The following is a 15705-nucleotide window of genomic DNA, read 5'->3' on the forward strand; positions in this document are numbered from 1 at the left end:
ACGAGATTGAGCGCGGCGACCCCGGTTTGATCGGTTCGATTGCTTGATTGAGCGCGGCGCACCCCGGTTTGATCGGTTCGAGTACGAGATTGAGCGCGGCGCACCCCGGTTTGATCGGTTCGAGTACGAGATTGAGCGCGGCGCACCCCGGTTTGATCGGTTCGAGTGCTTGATTGAGCGTGGCGCACCCCGGATTGATCGGTTCGAGAGCTTGATTGAGCACGGTGGGGTTTCGTCAACACATTATGTTTCACAAGAAAAAGCCGACTCATCGAAAACTCCTAGAGTCGGCTATCAATCCTTTCATTACTCTTCCATCAAATCTTTCTACACCCTTACAACTCCCTCAACCGCAGACTTAACGTGTTAAAAGCCTTATCCAGCTCGGCATATGCGTCGTCGCCGGGTTTCAGTAGGCTCAATTTTCCAAGGACTGCTTGCATTTCCGTTTCAAGACACATCCGTTCCGCTGCTGTATGATCTGTTCGGGAAAAGGCCCGTCGTTCTTCCCATTCTTGCAACGTCATCGGCATCTTGCGGATGGTCTCACCGTCAAAAATAAGCAATCCATCCGCCATGCGTTCCGTGAAATAGCGGTCATGTGAAGCGAACAGCAATGTTCCAGGAAATGTCTCCAATGTCTTCTCCAGTTCTTCTCTGGAAGGCAAGTCGAGATGGTTGGTCGGCTCATCCAGCAACAGGACATCCATTCCTTCCAAAACGAACTGCATCAGCTTGACTTTCACGCGCTCGCCTTGGCTCAGTGCGGAAAGTGGCAAATTCCAGTGCTTCTCGGAAAAACCAAGATTCGTTAACTGAATACGAATCCTCCCTTGTTCCTGAAAAGTTTCCGCATGGAAGTATGCCGCCATCGTCATCTCATCGGGAAGGTCCATCACCGTTTGACTCAAGTAACCAATCTTCATCCCACCCGTTTTCCACAATTCACCCTCATACCCCTCTTCATCGAGCGCCATCTTAAACAGCGTTGATTTCCCTGCACCATTCGGTCCTACAAGCGCAATCCGTTCCCCCGCCAGTATGGTGAATGAAACGTCTTTAAACAACTCTCTCCCTGCGAATGCTTTGCGGACGGCTTTCAATTCCATAACCCGTTTTCCCTTTTTATGCTGTCCTTTGACGTCGAAAGAAACGCTCACTTCATCCGCCGGCTTATCGATACGGTCTTTCTCAAGCTCCGCCTCCAATCTCTTACGCTTGGAGCGAATTTGTATATCCCGTTTCTTCGCCTTCTTTCGATAATATTCTTTGGCGCCGCCCTTTTTCGTCGATTCCGCATGCGCCTTCCCGGACCAATGCGCCAACACCGCAATTTGTTCTTCCACCTGCACAATTTTCCGTTGTTGCTGCTCATAATGCTTCTGTTGGATTTCCCGGTCCGCATCTTTCTTCTTCCGATAATCTGTATAATTCCCTTTATACACCGTCAACTTTCCGTGCTCGATTTCAACTACAAAATCAGCCGTCCTGTCGATGAAATGCCGATCATGCGACACGATGATATACGTACCTTCCCTTTCATTGATCATCCGGATAAGCTCATCCAAACTGGTGCTATCGAGATGGTTCGTTGGTTCATCCAACAAAACAACTCTGCTTTTCTCCGCCAGCGCAGCCGAAAGACGCATCTTCATCCGTTCTCCACCGCTTGCAGATGCATAGGTAGCCTTTTTCGGCACATGCCATTTGCTGCGGTTCATGGGGGTTTCCGTCCGCTCCCAATCGACTATTCCTTCGTCTTGTTGTTCTTGCCTGAAATACGTCACAGAAGGCGTATTTCCAACCCAGGCAACCGAACCCGACGTAGGGGCAACCTCCCCTGCCAGGATTGACAATAGCGTCGTCTTCCCGGCGCCATTCGCGCCAACAACCGCGATACACGCCCCTTCCGGCAGATCCGCAGTCACACCGTCCAAAATCACTGTTTCGCCATGTACAAATGACACATTCGAAATTGTTCCAATCAGCATGTTCATTCCTCCTAAAAGAGGGCATAAAAAATCCCTCCGAAATCGTATCGGAAGGATCAGTCAGTTTGTATCCACATTTTTTTGTAACTCAAAAAACCCGTTGCATACGCAAAGAGATCGAGAACAACTAAATAGCGGACAGACCAATCCTGTTTTTCGTTCGAATCAAAAATTCAATTTCACGAAAACTGCAAGATTAGTTAATCATTGTCCACCCGTCATCCCTTTCTCTTTATAATTATGCATTTCTATCCTCATTATACATCAAGGGTTCAAATTATTCAAACTTCCGCGGACCAATTTTTATCCACTAGCGCCCCATCATCTTTTACCCGTACGCGGTAGACATCCGGATTCGTCAACTCCTGCCATTCCTTAAACCCGAACCGATCATCAAAGTGTTTAAGCAACAACGCCATCAAATTACCATGTGTCACGAGCACCGTCCGTGAACCGTCTCCAAGCCCATCCACCACAGCACATATCCGGGCCATCGCCTCGCTGGAAGACTCGCCATCCTTGTATTTTAGCTGAAGATCCGAAAAGGACATCTTCAACTTCACTTGCCAATCCTCCAACGATTGCGAGCTAAGAATGCGCTCCGTCAATCGGCTGTCTCCTTCCATATGGATGCCTTTTGAAACGGCAATGGGCTCAGCCGTCATACGCGCCCGTACAAAAGGGCTCGTAATAATTCGATCCACTTCGATTCCTTCAAAAAATGCCGCTAATTTCTCTGTCTGCAGTATCCCTTCCGCCGTTAAATCCGCATGAGGCGATTGTCCCTCCGCGGAACAATGGCGTACAATATAGATTGTTTTCTCCATTTCCTCAACCCATTTCCTTTGCGATGAATGCCAAACAGAATCATCCTCGCCACTCTTTTCCCCTGTATAGTCCCAGGAAAACATAGACAAGTACCCCTTATTGTGCGATACAGACATAAGTGGACAGCGGTTTTACTGTATGATTCTTTTGTGCTTCCTCCAACAAACCGACTTCAGACTCGATGAGTGCCTTTAATTTGCCAGGTACATCAACAAGCACCCCTATCTCCGTCTTATAATCGTCAACTGTCATGTCAATTTCCCATTTCCCGTCCTGCAAATCAGGCGAATAAATGGATTGTTCATCGACAATGGTCCAGGAAGCGTTTTTCAGAATGCGCTTTATGTCCGCAGGCGTAAACAGCGTACGTATATTTGAAAGGCTACTCTCTTTAAAACATTCATATTGGGATTGGATGAGTACAGCTAAAAAGTGAGGGTATTGCTCAACCGTTTGGATTCGCGCATCCCATTCAGCAAAACAGAGCTTTTTGCCCCACTTTCTAATTTTCCGCAGCAGTCCCTCCAACTCCTCGGCTGACTGCAAATACCAAGAGCAGTGTGAAAACACAATATAGTCAAAAGCTTCTTCCGGAAAATCAACGGTAGCATCTAAAATATCTATATTAAACGTCATTTCCAGTTGTTTCCCCAACTTCGAGTTTTGCAGATGACGGGCAGCTTCCCCTAAGGTGATCGGACCGCCGTAACTAGGTGATGCAATATCCACCCCTTGCACAAATCCCTCTTCTCCGACGGAGTAGGCCAATGCAGCCGTCGTATCACCTTGTCCACAGCCGATTTCCAACACACGGCTCCCCTCTTCGATTCCCCAGAATTCCACAAGTTTCAGTCGATGCTCTGTCTGGATCCGTTGGATAGCATCCAGTCCATCAGTCGTCGCCATACATTCAACAATATATTTAATTGCTTCAGCATTCATTTATACACCCCGTTTTTTCTATCTGTATCGAGTCTCCCCATTGAGTAGATCGATGTCCAAGCTACATTTAAATCTTGTATGTCATAATCAATAAATCAGTCTTATCCAAAAAGCCACTCTAACATTTCTATTCGAGCTAACAACCCCTATCTCCTCTTTTTGCGCGTTGAAATACAAATCACCATTAAAAAAGCGACAACCCATAACGAATGGATTGCCGCCTTAAATGATGTAGGATTCTTTTCAATTAATACTAATCAAAACTAGTTTAAAACCAAGACCCCAGATACTATTTATTCATCTGCGCAAGGAAGTCACCAAGGGGATCCACTTCTTCTTCCTCTTCAACGGGCGTATTGCCTGTATCTTTCATCGATTCCCAATCAAAGTTATCCAGATCATCGTCAAAATCGGTGCTCATGGAGTCGTTTTCCGTTACCGGTTCTTCAGCAGCAGCTGTTTCTTCTTGAAGATATAAGGCATCGTTCACCTCGAGTGCATTGCTGTTCAGTGATGCAAAAAGGGCAGCCGCACGGTTTGGATCGGACATCAGCTGATAGACGATACTTCCGAGTAGTGCTTCGGAATGTTCATGCTTTAACCAGGCCCGTTGCGCTTTACTTAACCCTTTTGGTAAAGGAATCACGATAGCCTCACGATGCTTTAATAAGGAGTCATTCACCCCGTCTATCACGAACTCGGCAATTTTACTGGAAAAGTTTCTTCTTTCGACTTCTTTTAACTTTTGCAATTGCCTCAAAGTGTGATCAGTTGTATCTGCAGGGAGACGGAACGTAATGGGCTGACCCCTTTTCAATCCTGTTTCACTCATGACTTATCACCTTATTTTGTTTTAGCGAACTTTTTTTCTTCTTCAAGTTGTACTTTTTTATTTTTTCTAGCGAAATCTGAGATTAATTTGTAATAAGCGTTGGCCATCATCCAGACGCTTTCTTTTTCATCTTCAAAGAAATCGATGTTATAGCCATCTAAACTATTATTCAATGTTTTAAGATACTCTTTTAAGACAATCGATCCCCCACCGATGAAATAGCAGATTTCCGATTGCGAATTTCTTTGCCATATATTCCGTAAGTGGCGGTATTGTTTTTTCGCCAAGTCTAACAAGATCCGGTCTACGATATCATGGACACTTGTCCGACTTCCTTTTACCATAATATGATTACGGTCGTTTTTCTTCGTAATAATATCCACAACATCCAGGCGGCTATCCAACTCTACGCCATGCCTAGCGTAAATTTCTTCCCGAATGGCATCCAATGATTCCGAAACGCCCAAGTTGAATCCTTGTGCCTTGTCATCATCCACTTTGCGGTTTTTAATGACTGCAACATCCGTTGAAAGTCCACCGATATCTTGAATCAGGATTTGTTTGTCAATCAACTCTTTGTTAATGACATTCAAGTTATTATCCATTACTAGGTTTATAAACGCGGCAAAACCTTCTGGATATATTTTCACTTCATCAAACTTAATATTCACTTTTATGCCTTGGTATTTAGGTGTAACAAGAAACTCCACTTGGTGAACAGAACCAAGCAATCGAGAACGATAACCAACATCTTTCCCTTCCTTCACTTCCCTAAGCGGAAGTCCAGTTCCCAGTGTATACGTAGCCTCGATTACATTATTATTACGTTTGAAATTCACTTTATTTTCATCCCGTGCCGCATCTAATGCTAGTGCCGCAAACAACATGACAAGCGTTTGATCTTCTTCGGATTTATTGCTTCCTGGATCCAACTCCGTTGAACTCCCGCTTTTCGTTGCTAAGTTTCCTACACGGTAAATTGAGTTGTTGTCTTTTAATGTAGGGGAGTGCAAACGAATATGAATGCCATCCGTCGGCTCTTGATTGTTCAATTCCTCAATACCGATAACCGGACGATCTGCAATATCCTGCGCAATTACATTCGGTATATTGAGCTCTGCTTCGAGTTTGCCAAAAATTGCTTTCAGTGAATCATTTCCTACGTCAATTGCTGCAATACGAGATTCTGTCAAAGAAATCACCCTTCCCATTCGTCTATGCTTCTACTAAAATGTTATCTGAATTTCGACGATTGTCAATCCTATTTAATGATTTATCATGGAAATGTAATGTTGTGTACTTATTTGTATACATGTACACAATACCGTATACCTATATGAACACTGGATGTGTACGTGTTTGTATACTTGTTTACTTATTTGTGTACATATGTATACATAATCGTGTACAACATTACTATTAATGTATACATCCATAAATAGGATAATGTAAGGGCTTCATTTACTTTTTTCTTCCCTTTATACAATCCGGTGCAGAAATCATTTTTATGTAAATGGGCATCATATCCTTCAATTTCATTTCAAAAATAGAACTTTCTTGCCTTTTTGAAGTGAATTACAAGTTCCACCCAAAGAAATCGACTTCACAGTAGCCCTTCCAACACGCCTTTAAAAGAAACGGAATACTAAACTATACTCCTCATTTATATCCGCACTGTGACCACGCAGGTGGCCATTTTCAAGACATGTATCGAGCTCGTTCTAGAAACACCACTGATATGTACGCCATTCGTAGTGGAATTGACCTTTCTTTGGGAAAACGTTGCACAGTACCAGATCTCACTTTAACGGTGCAACCGACATGCAGAAACAGAAAACTTGCTCTTAGTCTATAAGTCAACCGAACAAAAATAAGGTATCCGCTTCCAAAACAATTTTAAATTGCTTCGGAACCAGATACCTTATTTATAGAGATTACACTTTAACTTAAACCTCTTGAGAATCTCTCAACTTCGCGAATAAAATTTCCGCACCCTTTGGACTTAAGATTAAACCAGGGGCATACTCCTTGTTTTCACTTAAAACGTCGCCCGTTACTATACAAGCGCCCTGTGCATTGTACTTTTTAAGAAGGATTAGATCTTCCTCGACGAATATTTCCATTGGATCACCTTCGTTGATGCTCATCGTTTTTCTGAGTTCTTTAGGTATTACAATTCTACCCAATTGGTCTATCTTTCTCACTACGCCTGTGCTTTTCATTCGGTTCCACCTACCTATTATTTTTAAATTGCTAGTGTAATTGAACTTTACAGGATTAATATAACAACCGCAACTTATTTTAATTAGTAATCTCAAAACTTCCTTTATTCAATTTACCGAACCTTGAATTCGATAGCTTTCACACCTGTTTCACATTGATTAACTATTTTTTAATCTGATGTATCCTTTTCCCTTGTTCTCTTCTATATAAAGAATAAAAGGGGATACTTTCAATGACTACATACCTGGCAGACTACGCACACTTCACAAACAAGCACGATTTGGACGAGGCAGTACAGCAACATGTTTCAGCCAACTGGGATAATATGAACAAAACTGAGCGGGCTGTCCTTGATATGATTCGCCACTACTCCGTCAAATATGGTGCTGCACATTTGAAACATGAAACAATCGAAAAGACTCTAGAGAAATCAAACGCAACTGTACGTCGTGCAATCCGCAAATTGGAACAACTTGATATCATCGAACGCATTCACTATATCCGCCCCGTCATGAGCGGTCTCGGCGCCAACATTTACGCCATTAAACCTTATAATGACCAGTCGAAGTTGAACAGTCGGGAAGATGCGGACAAGCCTTCAGACAACAAGGTTCAAGCGGCCGATTCGCAAACTGAAAATTCAATCATAGTGGGGTCCATCCCCCTCTGATTGTTAGTTGAACCATTCGGGCTTTTACGGGCAGTTGACCCCCCACTTATTTCTTCTTATTTCTTCTTGTTTCCTCAAAGAATTTAAGTGGGGGCCTTACTGCCCGTTAATGCGCGATAAATCTTCAAGTTCCAAAGATCTTAAAAGAACGTCTCCTCCGGAAGTGTTGCCTACATCTCTTTTCGGTAAAATGAAAGTTCTCCTTTCCTCAACGATTGGAGAGGATACACTAGCACGCAACATTTTTGGTGTCTATCGACATCAGTCTAGTCGAATGCTGAAATTCAGTATTCATGAGGATAAAGGGGAGCTTTTTGAAGTATTAGCGCTACAAACCCTGCAAATTTCTGTGCAGGCAACTAAACTGAAAAAAGTACGGAATCTGCCCGGCTACTATTCAGGCGTTTTGCGTGAACTCATCGTCAAAGCGTTATTTAGCGATGCTTTTATGGATTATAACGTAGCGGTTGAGGGGTTTTTCTACCGATAGAAACAATGCGGTGGGAGATATGTATTTCTAACGGAGGTTTGTTGGAGGCTCTGATGGATTGATTCGAAACTACAACAATGGCGCCTGTCACCAAAACTAATATGAGCGACAGGCACCCAATATTTCAGGTCCCACAATAGGTCCGATAAGGGGTTTTCGACTTAGGCAGTGTAGTGAATTCAACCTGCTCGTTGGAGTGCGCATAGGGATTTGAAAGAACATCCACCAGGCGTTCCATCACGTTATAGTCTCCTTGTTCCACTGCAGCTTCCAGTGCAGCTTCAACGCGATGGTTCCGCGGGATTATTGCAGGATTGCTGTTTTGCATCAACTGATTTGAGGCGGTTTTCAATTCTTGTTGCCTATTTAGTCTCGCATGCCAGAGCTCGTACCAACTGGTGAATTCTGACGTCCCAAACAGAACCGTATCTTCCGGTATATCAACAGTTAATGCGCGGAAGGTATTAGTATAGTCAGCACGATATTTTTTCATCATACCGAGGAGGTCATTGATAAGAGTTTCATCGTGTTCCTCTTTGTTAAATAGACCTAGTTTCGCCCGCATTCCTGTGAGCCAATTGGAATGATACAAACCAGTAAATTCTTCAATCTTTTCTTGGGCTAGTTTAACGGCCTGCTCTTGATCATCATGCAACAGTGGCAGTAAGGATTCAGCAAAACGTGTAAGATTCCATTGAGCTAATAGCGGTTGATTGGCATACGAATAGCGCCCCTCGGTGTCAATGGAACTGAACACCGTCGCCGGGTCATAAGTATCCATGAAAGCGCAAGGACCGTAATCAATCGTTTCTCCACTAATGGTCATGTTATCCGTGTTCATCACCCCGTGAATAAAACCGACCAGTTGCCACTTGGCAATAAGTTCGGCCTGACGCTTGATCACTTCCTCAAGTAGCGAAAGATAGCGGTTCTCGCCGGCCCCCACTTCTGGAAAATGGCGCTTCAGTGTGTAGTCGGCTAGAATCTGGAGTTCTTCAACTGTGCCCCATCTTGCAACGTATTGAAAAGTACCGACGCGCAGATGACTGCTAGCCACACGGGTTAGAATTGCACCAGGTAGCTCGGTTTCACGGATTACCGACTCACCGGACGCCACAACCGCTAAACTACGGCTGGTAGGAATACCAAGCGCGTGCATGGACTCGCTGATGATGTATTCGCGCAGCATAGGTCCAAGTGTGGCACGACCATCACCCCCGCGGGAATACGGCGTTCTACCAGGACCCTTAAGCTGAATATCTACCCTCTTGCCTTGAGGCGTAATCTGTTCGCCTAGTAGTATAGCCCTGCCATCGCCCAACATGTTGAAATGACCGAATTGATGTCCCCCGTAGGCTTGCGCGAGTGGAGATGCACCTCCCGGGATCCGATTTCCAGCCATCACAGCTACGCCATCTCCGTTTTTCAACGACTCAACATTCAGGCCCAGAGAAGCCGCCAACCGGTCATTAAGAATGATCAACTTTGGCGAGCGTACAGGAATTGGGTCGGTGAAGGAAAAAAATGATTCAGGTAGACGGGCATAACTGTTGTCGAAGTTCCATCCTATTTCATTGCTCATTGTCATAACCTCTCCTTTTCAGCCTTTCGTATTGGTACCTGTCACTAAAGCTAACATGATAGATAGAACGGTCACAAGAAATCAAACTTTCGCATTTGCATGAGTGACAGCAGTCGAATGCGTTTCAGTAAAAAACGATTGCACAATATGGCAATCGTTTTTTAGTCACTATTTCGTTTGCTGGTTGTTCTTCTTCTCTTCCTCTTTCCTAACTTTATCCGCCTTCTTATATTCCTCCTGGTACAAAACTTCTTGCATGCTACTCGATCCGTTATTTTTTTCCGTTAATTGTTCATGTGGTGCCCTTTTCTCGCTCATTTCCATACCTCCTCTCCCCATGGGATTGACTTAAGTTTTTCCAATTCAATCAGTTTGTAGACATTACGAAAAAATTGTAAGGGTGTAATGAATAAAAATCTGAATCCTGTCCATAATAAGTTTTGAGGAGCAAATCCCCCATTCCGAAGTAGCTCAGCGGTAGAGCAATCGGCTGTTAACCGATCGGTCGTAGGTTCGATTCCTACTTTCGGAGTTCCTTATACAAAAATGCCAACCCATCATATAGTGGGTTGGCATTTTTTATGTGATGCGTGGTTGTCCAACAGAGTTATTCAATATCTGATTCAATCCGTTTCATGAATTCTTCCGCAGCACTATAGCCTTGTTGCTTTAAATACCAGTTATTCGCCGCAGCTTCGATCAAACCCGAAATGTCCCGCCCCGGTTGGAGTTGAATTTGGATATGGGGAATCTTAACGTCCATGTATTCCACAAACTTCGTCTCCAACTCCAACTCATTGTTCAGCGCATTATCCTCCCATTTCGTCAGTTCGATATCCAACGCAATCCGCGTTTCTTCCTGGAATGCGGCCCTTCCATATAGGCGCACCACATTTAACAAGCCGATACTACGTAAGGCAAGAAATTCTTTATTGTTTTCATCGTGTGTGCCAAGAAGGGTTTGCGGACTCAGTTTTTTCAACACGACGATATCGTCGGCTACAAGTCGATGTCCCCGCCCAATCAGTGTATGGGCCGTTTCACTCTTTCCAACACCCGACTTGCCGCGCAACAAAATGCCTATCCCTGAAACATTGACGCAAACGCCGTGAATTGCAATTTCCGGCGCCATCGCCTTCACAACATACGCATCCAATTTCGCACTCAGCTCACTCATGGAATCAGGCGTGCGCAACACCGGTATCTTTTCTTCCGTGCAATATTGTATCAGACCCAAAGGTTCTTCCTGTTGAGAGGTGATAATAATGCATGGTGGATCATATTGAACAATATTTCCAATCCGCATCTTGCATTCCTCGATTGTCAGCGTATGCAAGTAATTGACTTCATTTTTCCCGAGAATCTGGATATATTCCGTTGCGATGAAATCGAATTTCTCCATAAACTCCAACCCCGGTCGGCGGACCTTGGACTTTTTGACAACACGATGCAATTGGTCCTGCCCGCTTAATACTTCCAATGAAAACTTTTTAATGATCTCTTCAATCGTAATCGTTTTCATGACGTTCCCCTATTCTTTGGTCTTCCAATCTCAACCACTTTGTCTAATTGTGCCCTTAAAATACTACAGGCATTACAATTTTGTATCTGAATGAAATAATGCTGATTGCCAACGAATGGCTATAATCACCACTAGTCAATATAGCGATTCAGAAAATGATCCATTTTCATTTTATATTCTTCTTTGGCCAATGCAAAGGATTCCCCGTGGTTTGCTTTCGGAACAAGTAGGAGTTCCGCGTCACTTGATGTATGCTGATACAAGTTCTCTGCCATCTCCGTCGGAACGAATGTATCACTTTCCCCGTGGATATACAGAATCGGGACATTCGCCTTCTCCACCGCCTTCAGTGCACTGGCCTCCCTGAATGAATACCCCGCCCTGATTTTCGTCAACACGCTGGTGCTATCCAACAACGGAAATGCAGGCAGATGAAACATCCGACTCATTTGGTACGCAAATAATTGATAGACGGACTCATACGGACTATCCGCTATAATAGCCTTAACTTGGCCTGGAAGTTCTTCTTCTCCACTAGCCATTAAAACGGTCGCCGCCCCCATCGATAAACCATGGTAGGCCACTTCAGTATCATCTCCAAGCTTCTTGACCAAAAGTTCGGTCCAATCAATCAAATCCAGACGATCCGGCCAACCGAAGCCGTAATAATCCCCCTCGCTCTTTCCATGCCCCCGTGCATCAGGCATGAAAATGTTGTAACCCAACTCTTTATGATAATACTGTCCAAATAGTCCCATTTGCTTTGCGTTGCCTAAATAGCCATGCGTTAAAATGACCAATTTATCTGTTGGCTTTGACGCAGGCAAATAGTAGCCTGACAGTTTCAGTCCGTCGCGTGATGGTAACGTAAGGCGTTCAAACTTTTGTGCTGCCACCCAGTCTATCCAATCGCCTTTCAAAAATAGGTCCATTGCCTGGTTCGACACTTCCAAATCAGCATTTTCCTGCAAGAATTCTTTTGGTCCCCGTTTGACCGCCAATCCATAGAAAAAGAAGCTGCCAATGATTTGGAATACCAGGAAGACAGCGAAAAAAAGAATAACAACCTTCTTCCAATTAATTCGAATCTTACTCATTCCCCTTTACGTCTCCGTCTTTAGGCATGCATAATGCCTATGAATAGTATAGTAGAAAAACAAGTGAAAATGAAAGAAATCATACCGATTGCATGAAATTGCCAAGGAACAATATGACTGTGTTTCAACCCATATGAATAGTTGAATACTTTACACTACTTAAAACGTATACTATGAAGTTATGTCATATATACAAAGTGATGCAGAGAAAATACAAGTATTGGGGGAAGTTGTATGAAAAAAGCGTTCGTAATTAGTGTATTGATGATGATTCTTTGTTATTTTCCATCAACTGCATTAGCAGCAATAATTCAGGGCAACACGCCATCCGGAATTGCTTATTCCGACCTAAAACAACAGGTGGATGATTATGCCGCTGACTATATCGGCAATACGACTGTTGGTGCATCTATCGCTGTAGTCAAGGACGGCGAGCTCATTATTAATACGTCCTATGGTTATGCGGATCTTGAAAAACAAGTGGAAGTTACACCGGATTCGGTTTTTGAATGGGGTTCCGCTACGAAGCTCCTTGTGTGGACCAGCGTGATGCAGCTTGTCGAGCAAGGCAAACTAGATTTGGATGAGAATATTCAAAAGTACTTGCCCAAAGACTTTTTCACGAAGCTGCACTACGATACACCCATTACAATGTTAAACCTCATGCACCATGATGCTGGATGGGAGGATAAATATACTGATTTATTCTACCTCTCGGCCGATGACGTAAAACCGCTGCTGGAAGTGCTGCATATTTCTGAGCCTAGTCAGGTGAACAAGCCGGGTGAGGTTGTTGCCTATTCCAATTACGGCGTGGCACTGGCAGGCTATATTGTAGAAAGTATCACTGGTCAACCGTTTTACGAGTATGTGAATGAACATATATTTACTGTTCTTGACATGAAGGACACAGCAATCCATCCTTCACAAAAAGATAATAAAGGTGTGGCAGAAAAAAGGGAATCAATTCATGGCTATTCGGTGGCGAATAAAGGGGAATTCAGTCGCTCGAAAAACGAACGGGTTTTTATTGGTTTGTATCCAGCCGGTAGTGCAATCGGTACCGCGGAAGACGCGGCAAAGTTTATCGCGACGTTGATGCCCGCTGACGGAAAAAGCAGCCCCTTGTTTCAAAGCAACGACACGTTAACCAAAATGCTCACTACTAGTGGCTTTTATGACAACGGGATACCTAGGAATGCACATGGTTTCTGGGAAGGCATGTATGGTGTCGACGTGTTGGAGCATGGGGGAAATACGGATAGTTTTTCAAGTAACTTCACTTTTTCAAAAGAAGAGAAACTAGGCGTTATAATCATGACCAATCAAACCGCTGAATCGGGGTTAAGTTACGGCTTGCCAGTACTGGTATATGGCGACTATGCCACGACAAAAGACGAAGAGATGCTACCGGATACGCATGAACTTAAAGGGGACTATTTTCAGGCAAGGCAAGCATACAAAGGCTTCTCGAAGCTGATGGGAGTCCTGATGACAGGACATTTAAAAGTAATAGATGAAAACTCATTTTCAATGCTTGGTATGACTTTCAAACAAATTGCTCCTTATGTGTACAAATCTACAAACGACTACAACATGTTCATTCATTTCACAATGAATGCCGGTGAAGTGGAGAAAGCATCCATGATGGTCACCGATTTACTACCCGTATCCAAAAGTATGAATCTGTTCATTATGGTAAGCTTAATCGCTTCGGTTATTGCCATTTTGTCTATCATTGTATCCCTACTAACCATAATTATTAACGCCTTCAGAAATCGTAAAAAGGCAGTTTCCTTTACCCCAATGAAAAAATGGAATGCTTTGTTGAACTTGGCGGGTGGTGTTGCCTTACTTAATTTCGCTATCATGGCCTTTAGGGTATATTCGTATGTCTCTTATGAATCGCTCATGATTCACTTCGGGATTTTTTATGGCTATATCGTTTTTGTCGGAGTTTGTGTAGGTATGATTGGCGTACAGTGGAAAAAAGCGTCTTATACGAGAATGCAAAAAGTCGGCTATATCCTATCTTGTGTGGCGGCTTTACTACTTGTAGGCTTGATCGTCGGATGGGAGCTTTATAAATGACAAATCGCATACCTGTGGTTCAAATACCGGTAATGTCACACACATAGGCACCTGATTTTATATCGAAGTAAAAAGGAGTTATTACCCTTCACCGTCGGGATAATAACTCCTTTTTTTGCACATAAATTATAAAGGTCTTGCGGCAGGTACCTAACCTTACTTCAACAACTCTTCGGGAACCTGCTTAAACCCTTCAATTACCGTGTCTTCCTCTACCTCGATTAATATGCAACGTTTACCATCGACAGTGACCTGCCTTACATATCTCAAATCTTGCGGGCTGATCGCAATATTCGCTACCTTTGTTTCGATTTTGATGGACTTGGATGCATAACTTGGAACGACATGGCTTGCTTTCATTTCATATGTTTTGTCCTCGAGTACTTTTTGAAACGCTCTCTCCACTTTTTCCGTGCTGACATCTTTTACTCCACTTGCCTTCAACACACGTTCCATTTCTATAGTATCCAAAGTAGGAAGGTATTCACCCTCTCCTTCGTCTTCCACAACCAACATGCTGTTGATTTCATCATATACATTGGCAAGGGTTTTTGTATTCACCTCTTCACCAACCACTTCTTTTATGATTTCTTCGAAAACTGCTTTATCATCCTCGGCAGTCATGATCTCCTCACCGTCTAACACATCCTCGATGAAACGCATATCCGGCTTATTTGTTTTGCCTGCGGCATACAAGATGTGATTGACGTCTGCCGCATTGTCCGTGAAAACAGGGAACAAAAAGCCACCAATTGGAGAAGCAAGATTAATGATGGGATCGGTCATCGCACTCGACTTAAATTCTCTCCCGATAAAATCAAACACAAGTGACCGTTTCGGCAGCTCCGTCTGATTCATACTACAGAGAATGAAGGGGTTCTTGTATACTTCATCCCGATCTGCGACTTCCTCTTCATCAGAATGCCTTTTCGTCGGTTTAAAATAATTCCCGCGAATGAACGTCACAACGATATCCTTTTCATATTGGACATCCTGTACCATCTTCTGAGCGATGCTTTGCATATTCGATTTCCAATCCACTACTTCTTTCGTATGAAGACCTTCATATAAAAGCCGTTGTGTATGGTCCGTATGCTCCTCCGCTTGAGGCGCAAAACTGACTTCAAACAGCTTCATATCCAGTTTTCCGCCCAACACTTTTTTAAAGTTGGTAAGGAATAACTCCTGTTGCTCCTGATCCAACAAGGCAAACGGTTGGCTCTCTTCATGAAAGATGTCGCTACTCTCTTGCTTGATGTACACTTTATAAATGTCGATAATCTTCAGTAAATCCGTATCCAACTTAAATTGTTTGCGAAATGCGGCAACGTCCTTTTTATTCATCTCTATTTCAGCTCCCTGACTAATTTAAGATGTTATATCGAATCCAAAATTCCTGTTGTAAATGTAAATAGAGCGTCAAAGCCGGGGTACGGC

At 43.5% G+C, this 15705-nt stretch carries 15 protein-coding genes and 1 tRNA gene; 4 read left to right on the top strand and 12 right to left on the bottom strand.

Features of this window, described 5'->3' with window-relative positions; genetic code table 11:
• The 7 genes from FILTAD_RS15945 to FILTAD_RS04780 all read right to left on the bottom strand — a co-directional run.
• Positions 1 to 223, bottom strand: a 223-nt coding sequence (locus FILTAD_RS15945) for a hypothetical protein (protein ID WP_203229652.1), incomplete at its 3' end; no start/stop codon positions are given.
• Positions 224 to 335: 112 nt separating this feature from the next.
• A complete protein-coding gene (gene abc-f / locus FILTAD_RS04755; protein ID WP_124069373.1) occupies positions 336 to 1991 on the bottom strand; it encodes a ribosomal protection-like ABC-F family protein in 1656 nt (551 codons plus the stop codon).
• 281 nt (positions 1992 to 2272) lie between these two features.
• On the bottom strand, positions 2273 to 2902 hold the full coding sequence (locus FILTAD_RS04760) for a histidine phosphatase family protein (RefSeq protein WP_345788886.1): 630 nt from the start codon (positions 2900 to 2902) through the stop codon (positions 2273 to 2275).
• A gap of 13 nt (positions 2903 to 2915) precedes the next feature.
• Positions 2916 to 3761 carry a class I SAM-dependent methyltransferase gene (locus FILTAD_RS04765; RefSeq protein ID WP_124069374.1) on the bottom strand — a complete coding sequence of 282 codons (846 nt, stop codon included), beginning with the start codon at positions 3759 to 3761 and terminating at the stop codon, positions 2916 to 2918.
• A 289-nt stretch (positions 3762 to 4050) separates the two neighbouring features.
• Positions 4051 to 4593 carry a hypothetical protein gene (locus tag FILTAD_RS04770; RefSeq protein WP_124069375.1) on the bottom strand — a complete coding sequence of 181 codons (543 nt, stop codon included), beginning with the start codon at positions 4591 to 4593 and terminating at the stop codon, positions 4051 to 4053.
• Between the two features lie 11 nt (positions 4594 to 4604).
• Positions 4605 to 5786, bottom strand: a complete 1182-nt coding sequence (locus FILTAD_RS04775; protein WP_124069393.1) for a ParM/StbA family protein — start codon at positions 5784 to 5786, stop codon at positions 4605 to 4607.
• Positions 5787 to 6539: 753 nt separating this feature from the next.
• Positions 6540 to 6815 (bottom strand): AbrB/MazE/SpoVT family DNA-binding domain-containing protein, encoded by a 276-nt coding sequence (locus FILTAD_RS04780; protein WP_124069376.1) that lies wholly within the window; start codon positions 6813 to 6815, stop codon positions 6540 to 6542.
• A gap of 233 nt (positions 6816 to 7048) precedes the next feature.
• On the opposite strand from FILTAD_RS04780, the gene FILTAD_RS04785 reads away from it, so the two are divergent.
• Together FILTAD_RS04785 and FILTAD_RS04790 are read left to right on the top strand one after the other, a co-directional pair.
• Positions 7049 to 7486: a helix-turn-helix domain-containing protein gene (locus FILTAD_RS04785; RefSeq protein WP_124069377.1), complete on the top strand. Its 438-nt coding sequence runs from the start codon at positions 7049 to 7051 to the stop codon at positions 7484 to 7486.
• Between the two features lie 109 nt (positions 7487 to 7595).
• Complete coding sequence (locus tag FILTAD_RS04790; protein ID WP_124069378.1) at positions 7596 to 7976, top strand: hypothetical protein; 381 nt, start codon at positions 7596 to 7598, stop codon at positions 7974 to 7976.
• A 124-nt stretch (positions 7977 to 8100) separates the two neighbouring features.
• Here the strand turns inward: FILTAD_RS04790 and FILTAD_RS04795 are convergent, their stop codons facing one another.
• Positions 8101 to 9564: a protein adenylyltransferase SelO gene (locus FILTAD_RS04795; protein WP_124069379.1), complete on the bottom strand. Its 1464-nt coding sequence runs from the start codon at positions 9562 to 9564 to the stop codon at positions 8101 to 8103.
• Between the two features lie 162 nt (positions 9565 to 9726).
• Positions 9727 to 9876 (bottom strand): YfhE family protein, encoded by a 150-nt coding sequence (locus tag FILTAD_RS04800; protein ID WP_124069380.1) that lies wholly within the window; start codon positions 9874 to 9876, stop codon positions 9727 to 9729.
• Between the two features lie 142 nt (positions 9877 to 10018).
• Here FILTAD_RS04800 and FILTAD_RS04805 point away from each other — a divergent pair.
• Positions 10019 to 10090 (top strand) — tRNA-Asn (locus FILTAD_RS04805).
• 75 nt (positions 10091 to 10165) lie between these two features.
• Here FILTAD_RS04805 and hprK read toward each other — a convergent pair.
• The gene (gene hprK / locus FILTAD_RS04810) at positions 10166 to 11080 is read right to left on the bottom strand and encodes an HPr(Ser) kinase/phosphatase (RefSeq protein WP_124069381.1); all 915 of its coding nucleotides are present in this window, start codon (positions 11078 to 11080) and stop codon (positions 10166 to 10168) included.
• Positions 11081 to 11211: 131 nt separating this feature from the next.
• Positions 11212 to 12177, bottom strand: coding sequence for an alpha/beta hydrolase (locus tag FILTAD_RS04815; RefSeq protein ID WP_124069382.1), 966 nt, complete (start codon positions 12175 to 12177; stop codon positions 11212 to 11214).
• Between the two features lie 234 nt (positions 12178 to 12411).
• Here FILTAD_RS04815 and FILTAD_RS04820 point away from each other — a divergent pair, with 234 nt between their 5' ends.
• On the top strand, positions 12412 to 14268 hold the full coding sequence (locus FILTAD_RS04820; RefSeq protein ID WP_238988147.1) for a serine hydrolase domain-containing protein: 1857 nt from the start codon (positions 12412 to 12414) through the stop codon (positions 14266 to 14268).
• 156 nt (positions 14269 to 14424) lie between these two features.
• Here FILTAD_RS04820 and FILTAD_RS04825 read toward each other — a convergent pair whose 3' ends face one another.
• Complete coding sequence (locus FILTAD_RS04825; RefSeq protein ID WP_124069383.1) at positions 14425 to 15612, bottom strand: DUF4317 domain-containing protein; 1188 nt, start codon at positions 15610 to 15612, stop codon at positions 14425 to 14427.
• Positions 15613 to 15705 lie beyond the last annotated feature (93 nt).

It is taken from the genome of Filibacter tadaridae (genome assembly GCF_900609045.1).
Classification (GTDB): Bacteria; Bacillota; Bacilli; order Bacillales_A; family Planococcaceae; genus Sporosarcina; species Sporosarcina tadaridae.

Bases quoted from the DNA above. Each gene is read 5' to 3' on its own strand.
- FILTAD_RS04770 (WP_124069375.1), bottom strand. From the start codon at position 4,593: ATGAGTGAAACAGGATTGAAAAGGGGTCAGCCCATTACGTTCCGTCTC.
- hprK (WP_124069381.1), bottom strand. From the start codon at position 11,080: ATGAAAACGATTACGATTGAAGAGATCATTAAAAAGTTTTCATTGGAA.
- FILTAD_RS04815 (WP_124069382.1), bottom strand. From the start codon at position 12,177: ATGAGTAAGATTCGAATTAATTGGAAGAAGGTTGTTATTCTTTTTTTC.
- FILTAD_RS04780 (WP_124069376.1), bottom strand. From the start codon at position 6,815: ATGAAAAGCACAGGCGTAGTGAGAAAGATAGACCAATTGGGTAGAATT.
- FILTAD_RS04800 (WP_124069380.1), bottom strand. From the start codon at position 9,876: ATGAGCGAGAAAAGGGCACCACATGAACAATTAACGGAAAAAAATAAC.
- FILTAD_RS04790 (WP_124069378.1), top strand. From the start codon at position 7,596: ATGCGCGATAAATCTTCAAGTTCCAAAGATCTTAAAAGAACGTCTCCT.
- FILTAD_RS04795 (WP_124069379.1), bottom strand. From the start codon at position 9,564: ATGACAATGAGCAATGAAATAGGATGGAACTTCGACAACAGTTATGCC.
- FILTAD_RS04765 (WP_124069374.1), bottom strand. From the start codon at position 3,761: ATGAATGCTGAAGCAATTAAATATATTGTTGAATGTATGGCGACGACT.
- FILTAD_RS04825 (WP_124069383.1), bottom strand. From the start codon at position 15,612: ATGAATAAAAAGGACGTTGCCGCATTTCGCAAACAATTTAAGTTGGAT.
- FILTAD_RS04820 (WP_238988147.1), top strand. From the start codon at position 12,412: ATGAAAAAAGCGTTCGTAATTAGTGTATTGATGATGATTCTTTGTTAT.
- abc-f (WP_124069373.1), bottom strand. From the start codon at position 1,991: ATGCTGATTGGAACAATTTCGAATGTGTCATTTGTACATGGCGAAACA.
- FILTAD_RS04760 (WP_345788886.1), bottom strand. From the start codon at position 2,902: ATGTTTTCCTGGGACTATACAGGGGAAAAGAGTGGCGAGGATGATTCT.
- FILTAD_RS04785 (WP_124069377.1), top strand. From the start codon at position 7,049: ATGACTACATACCTGGCAGACTACGCACACTTCACAAACAAGCACGAT.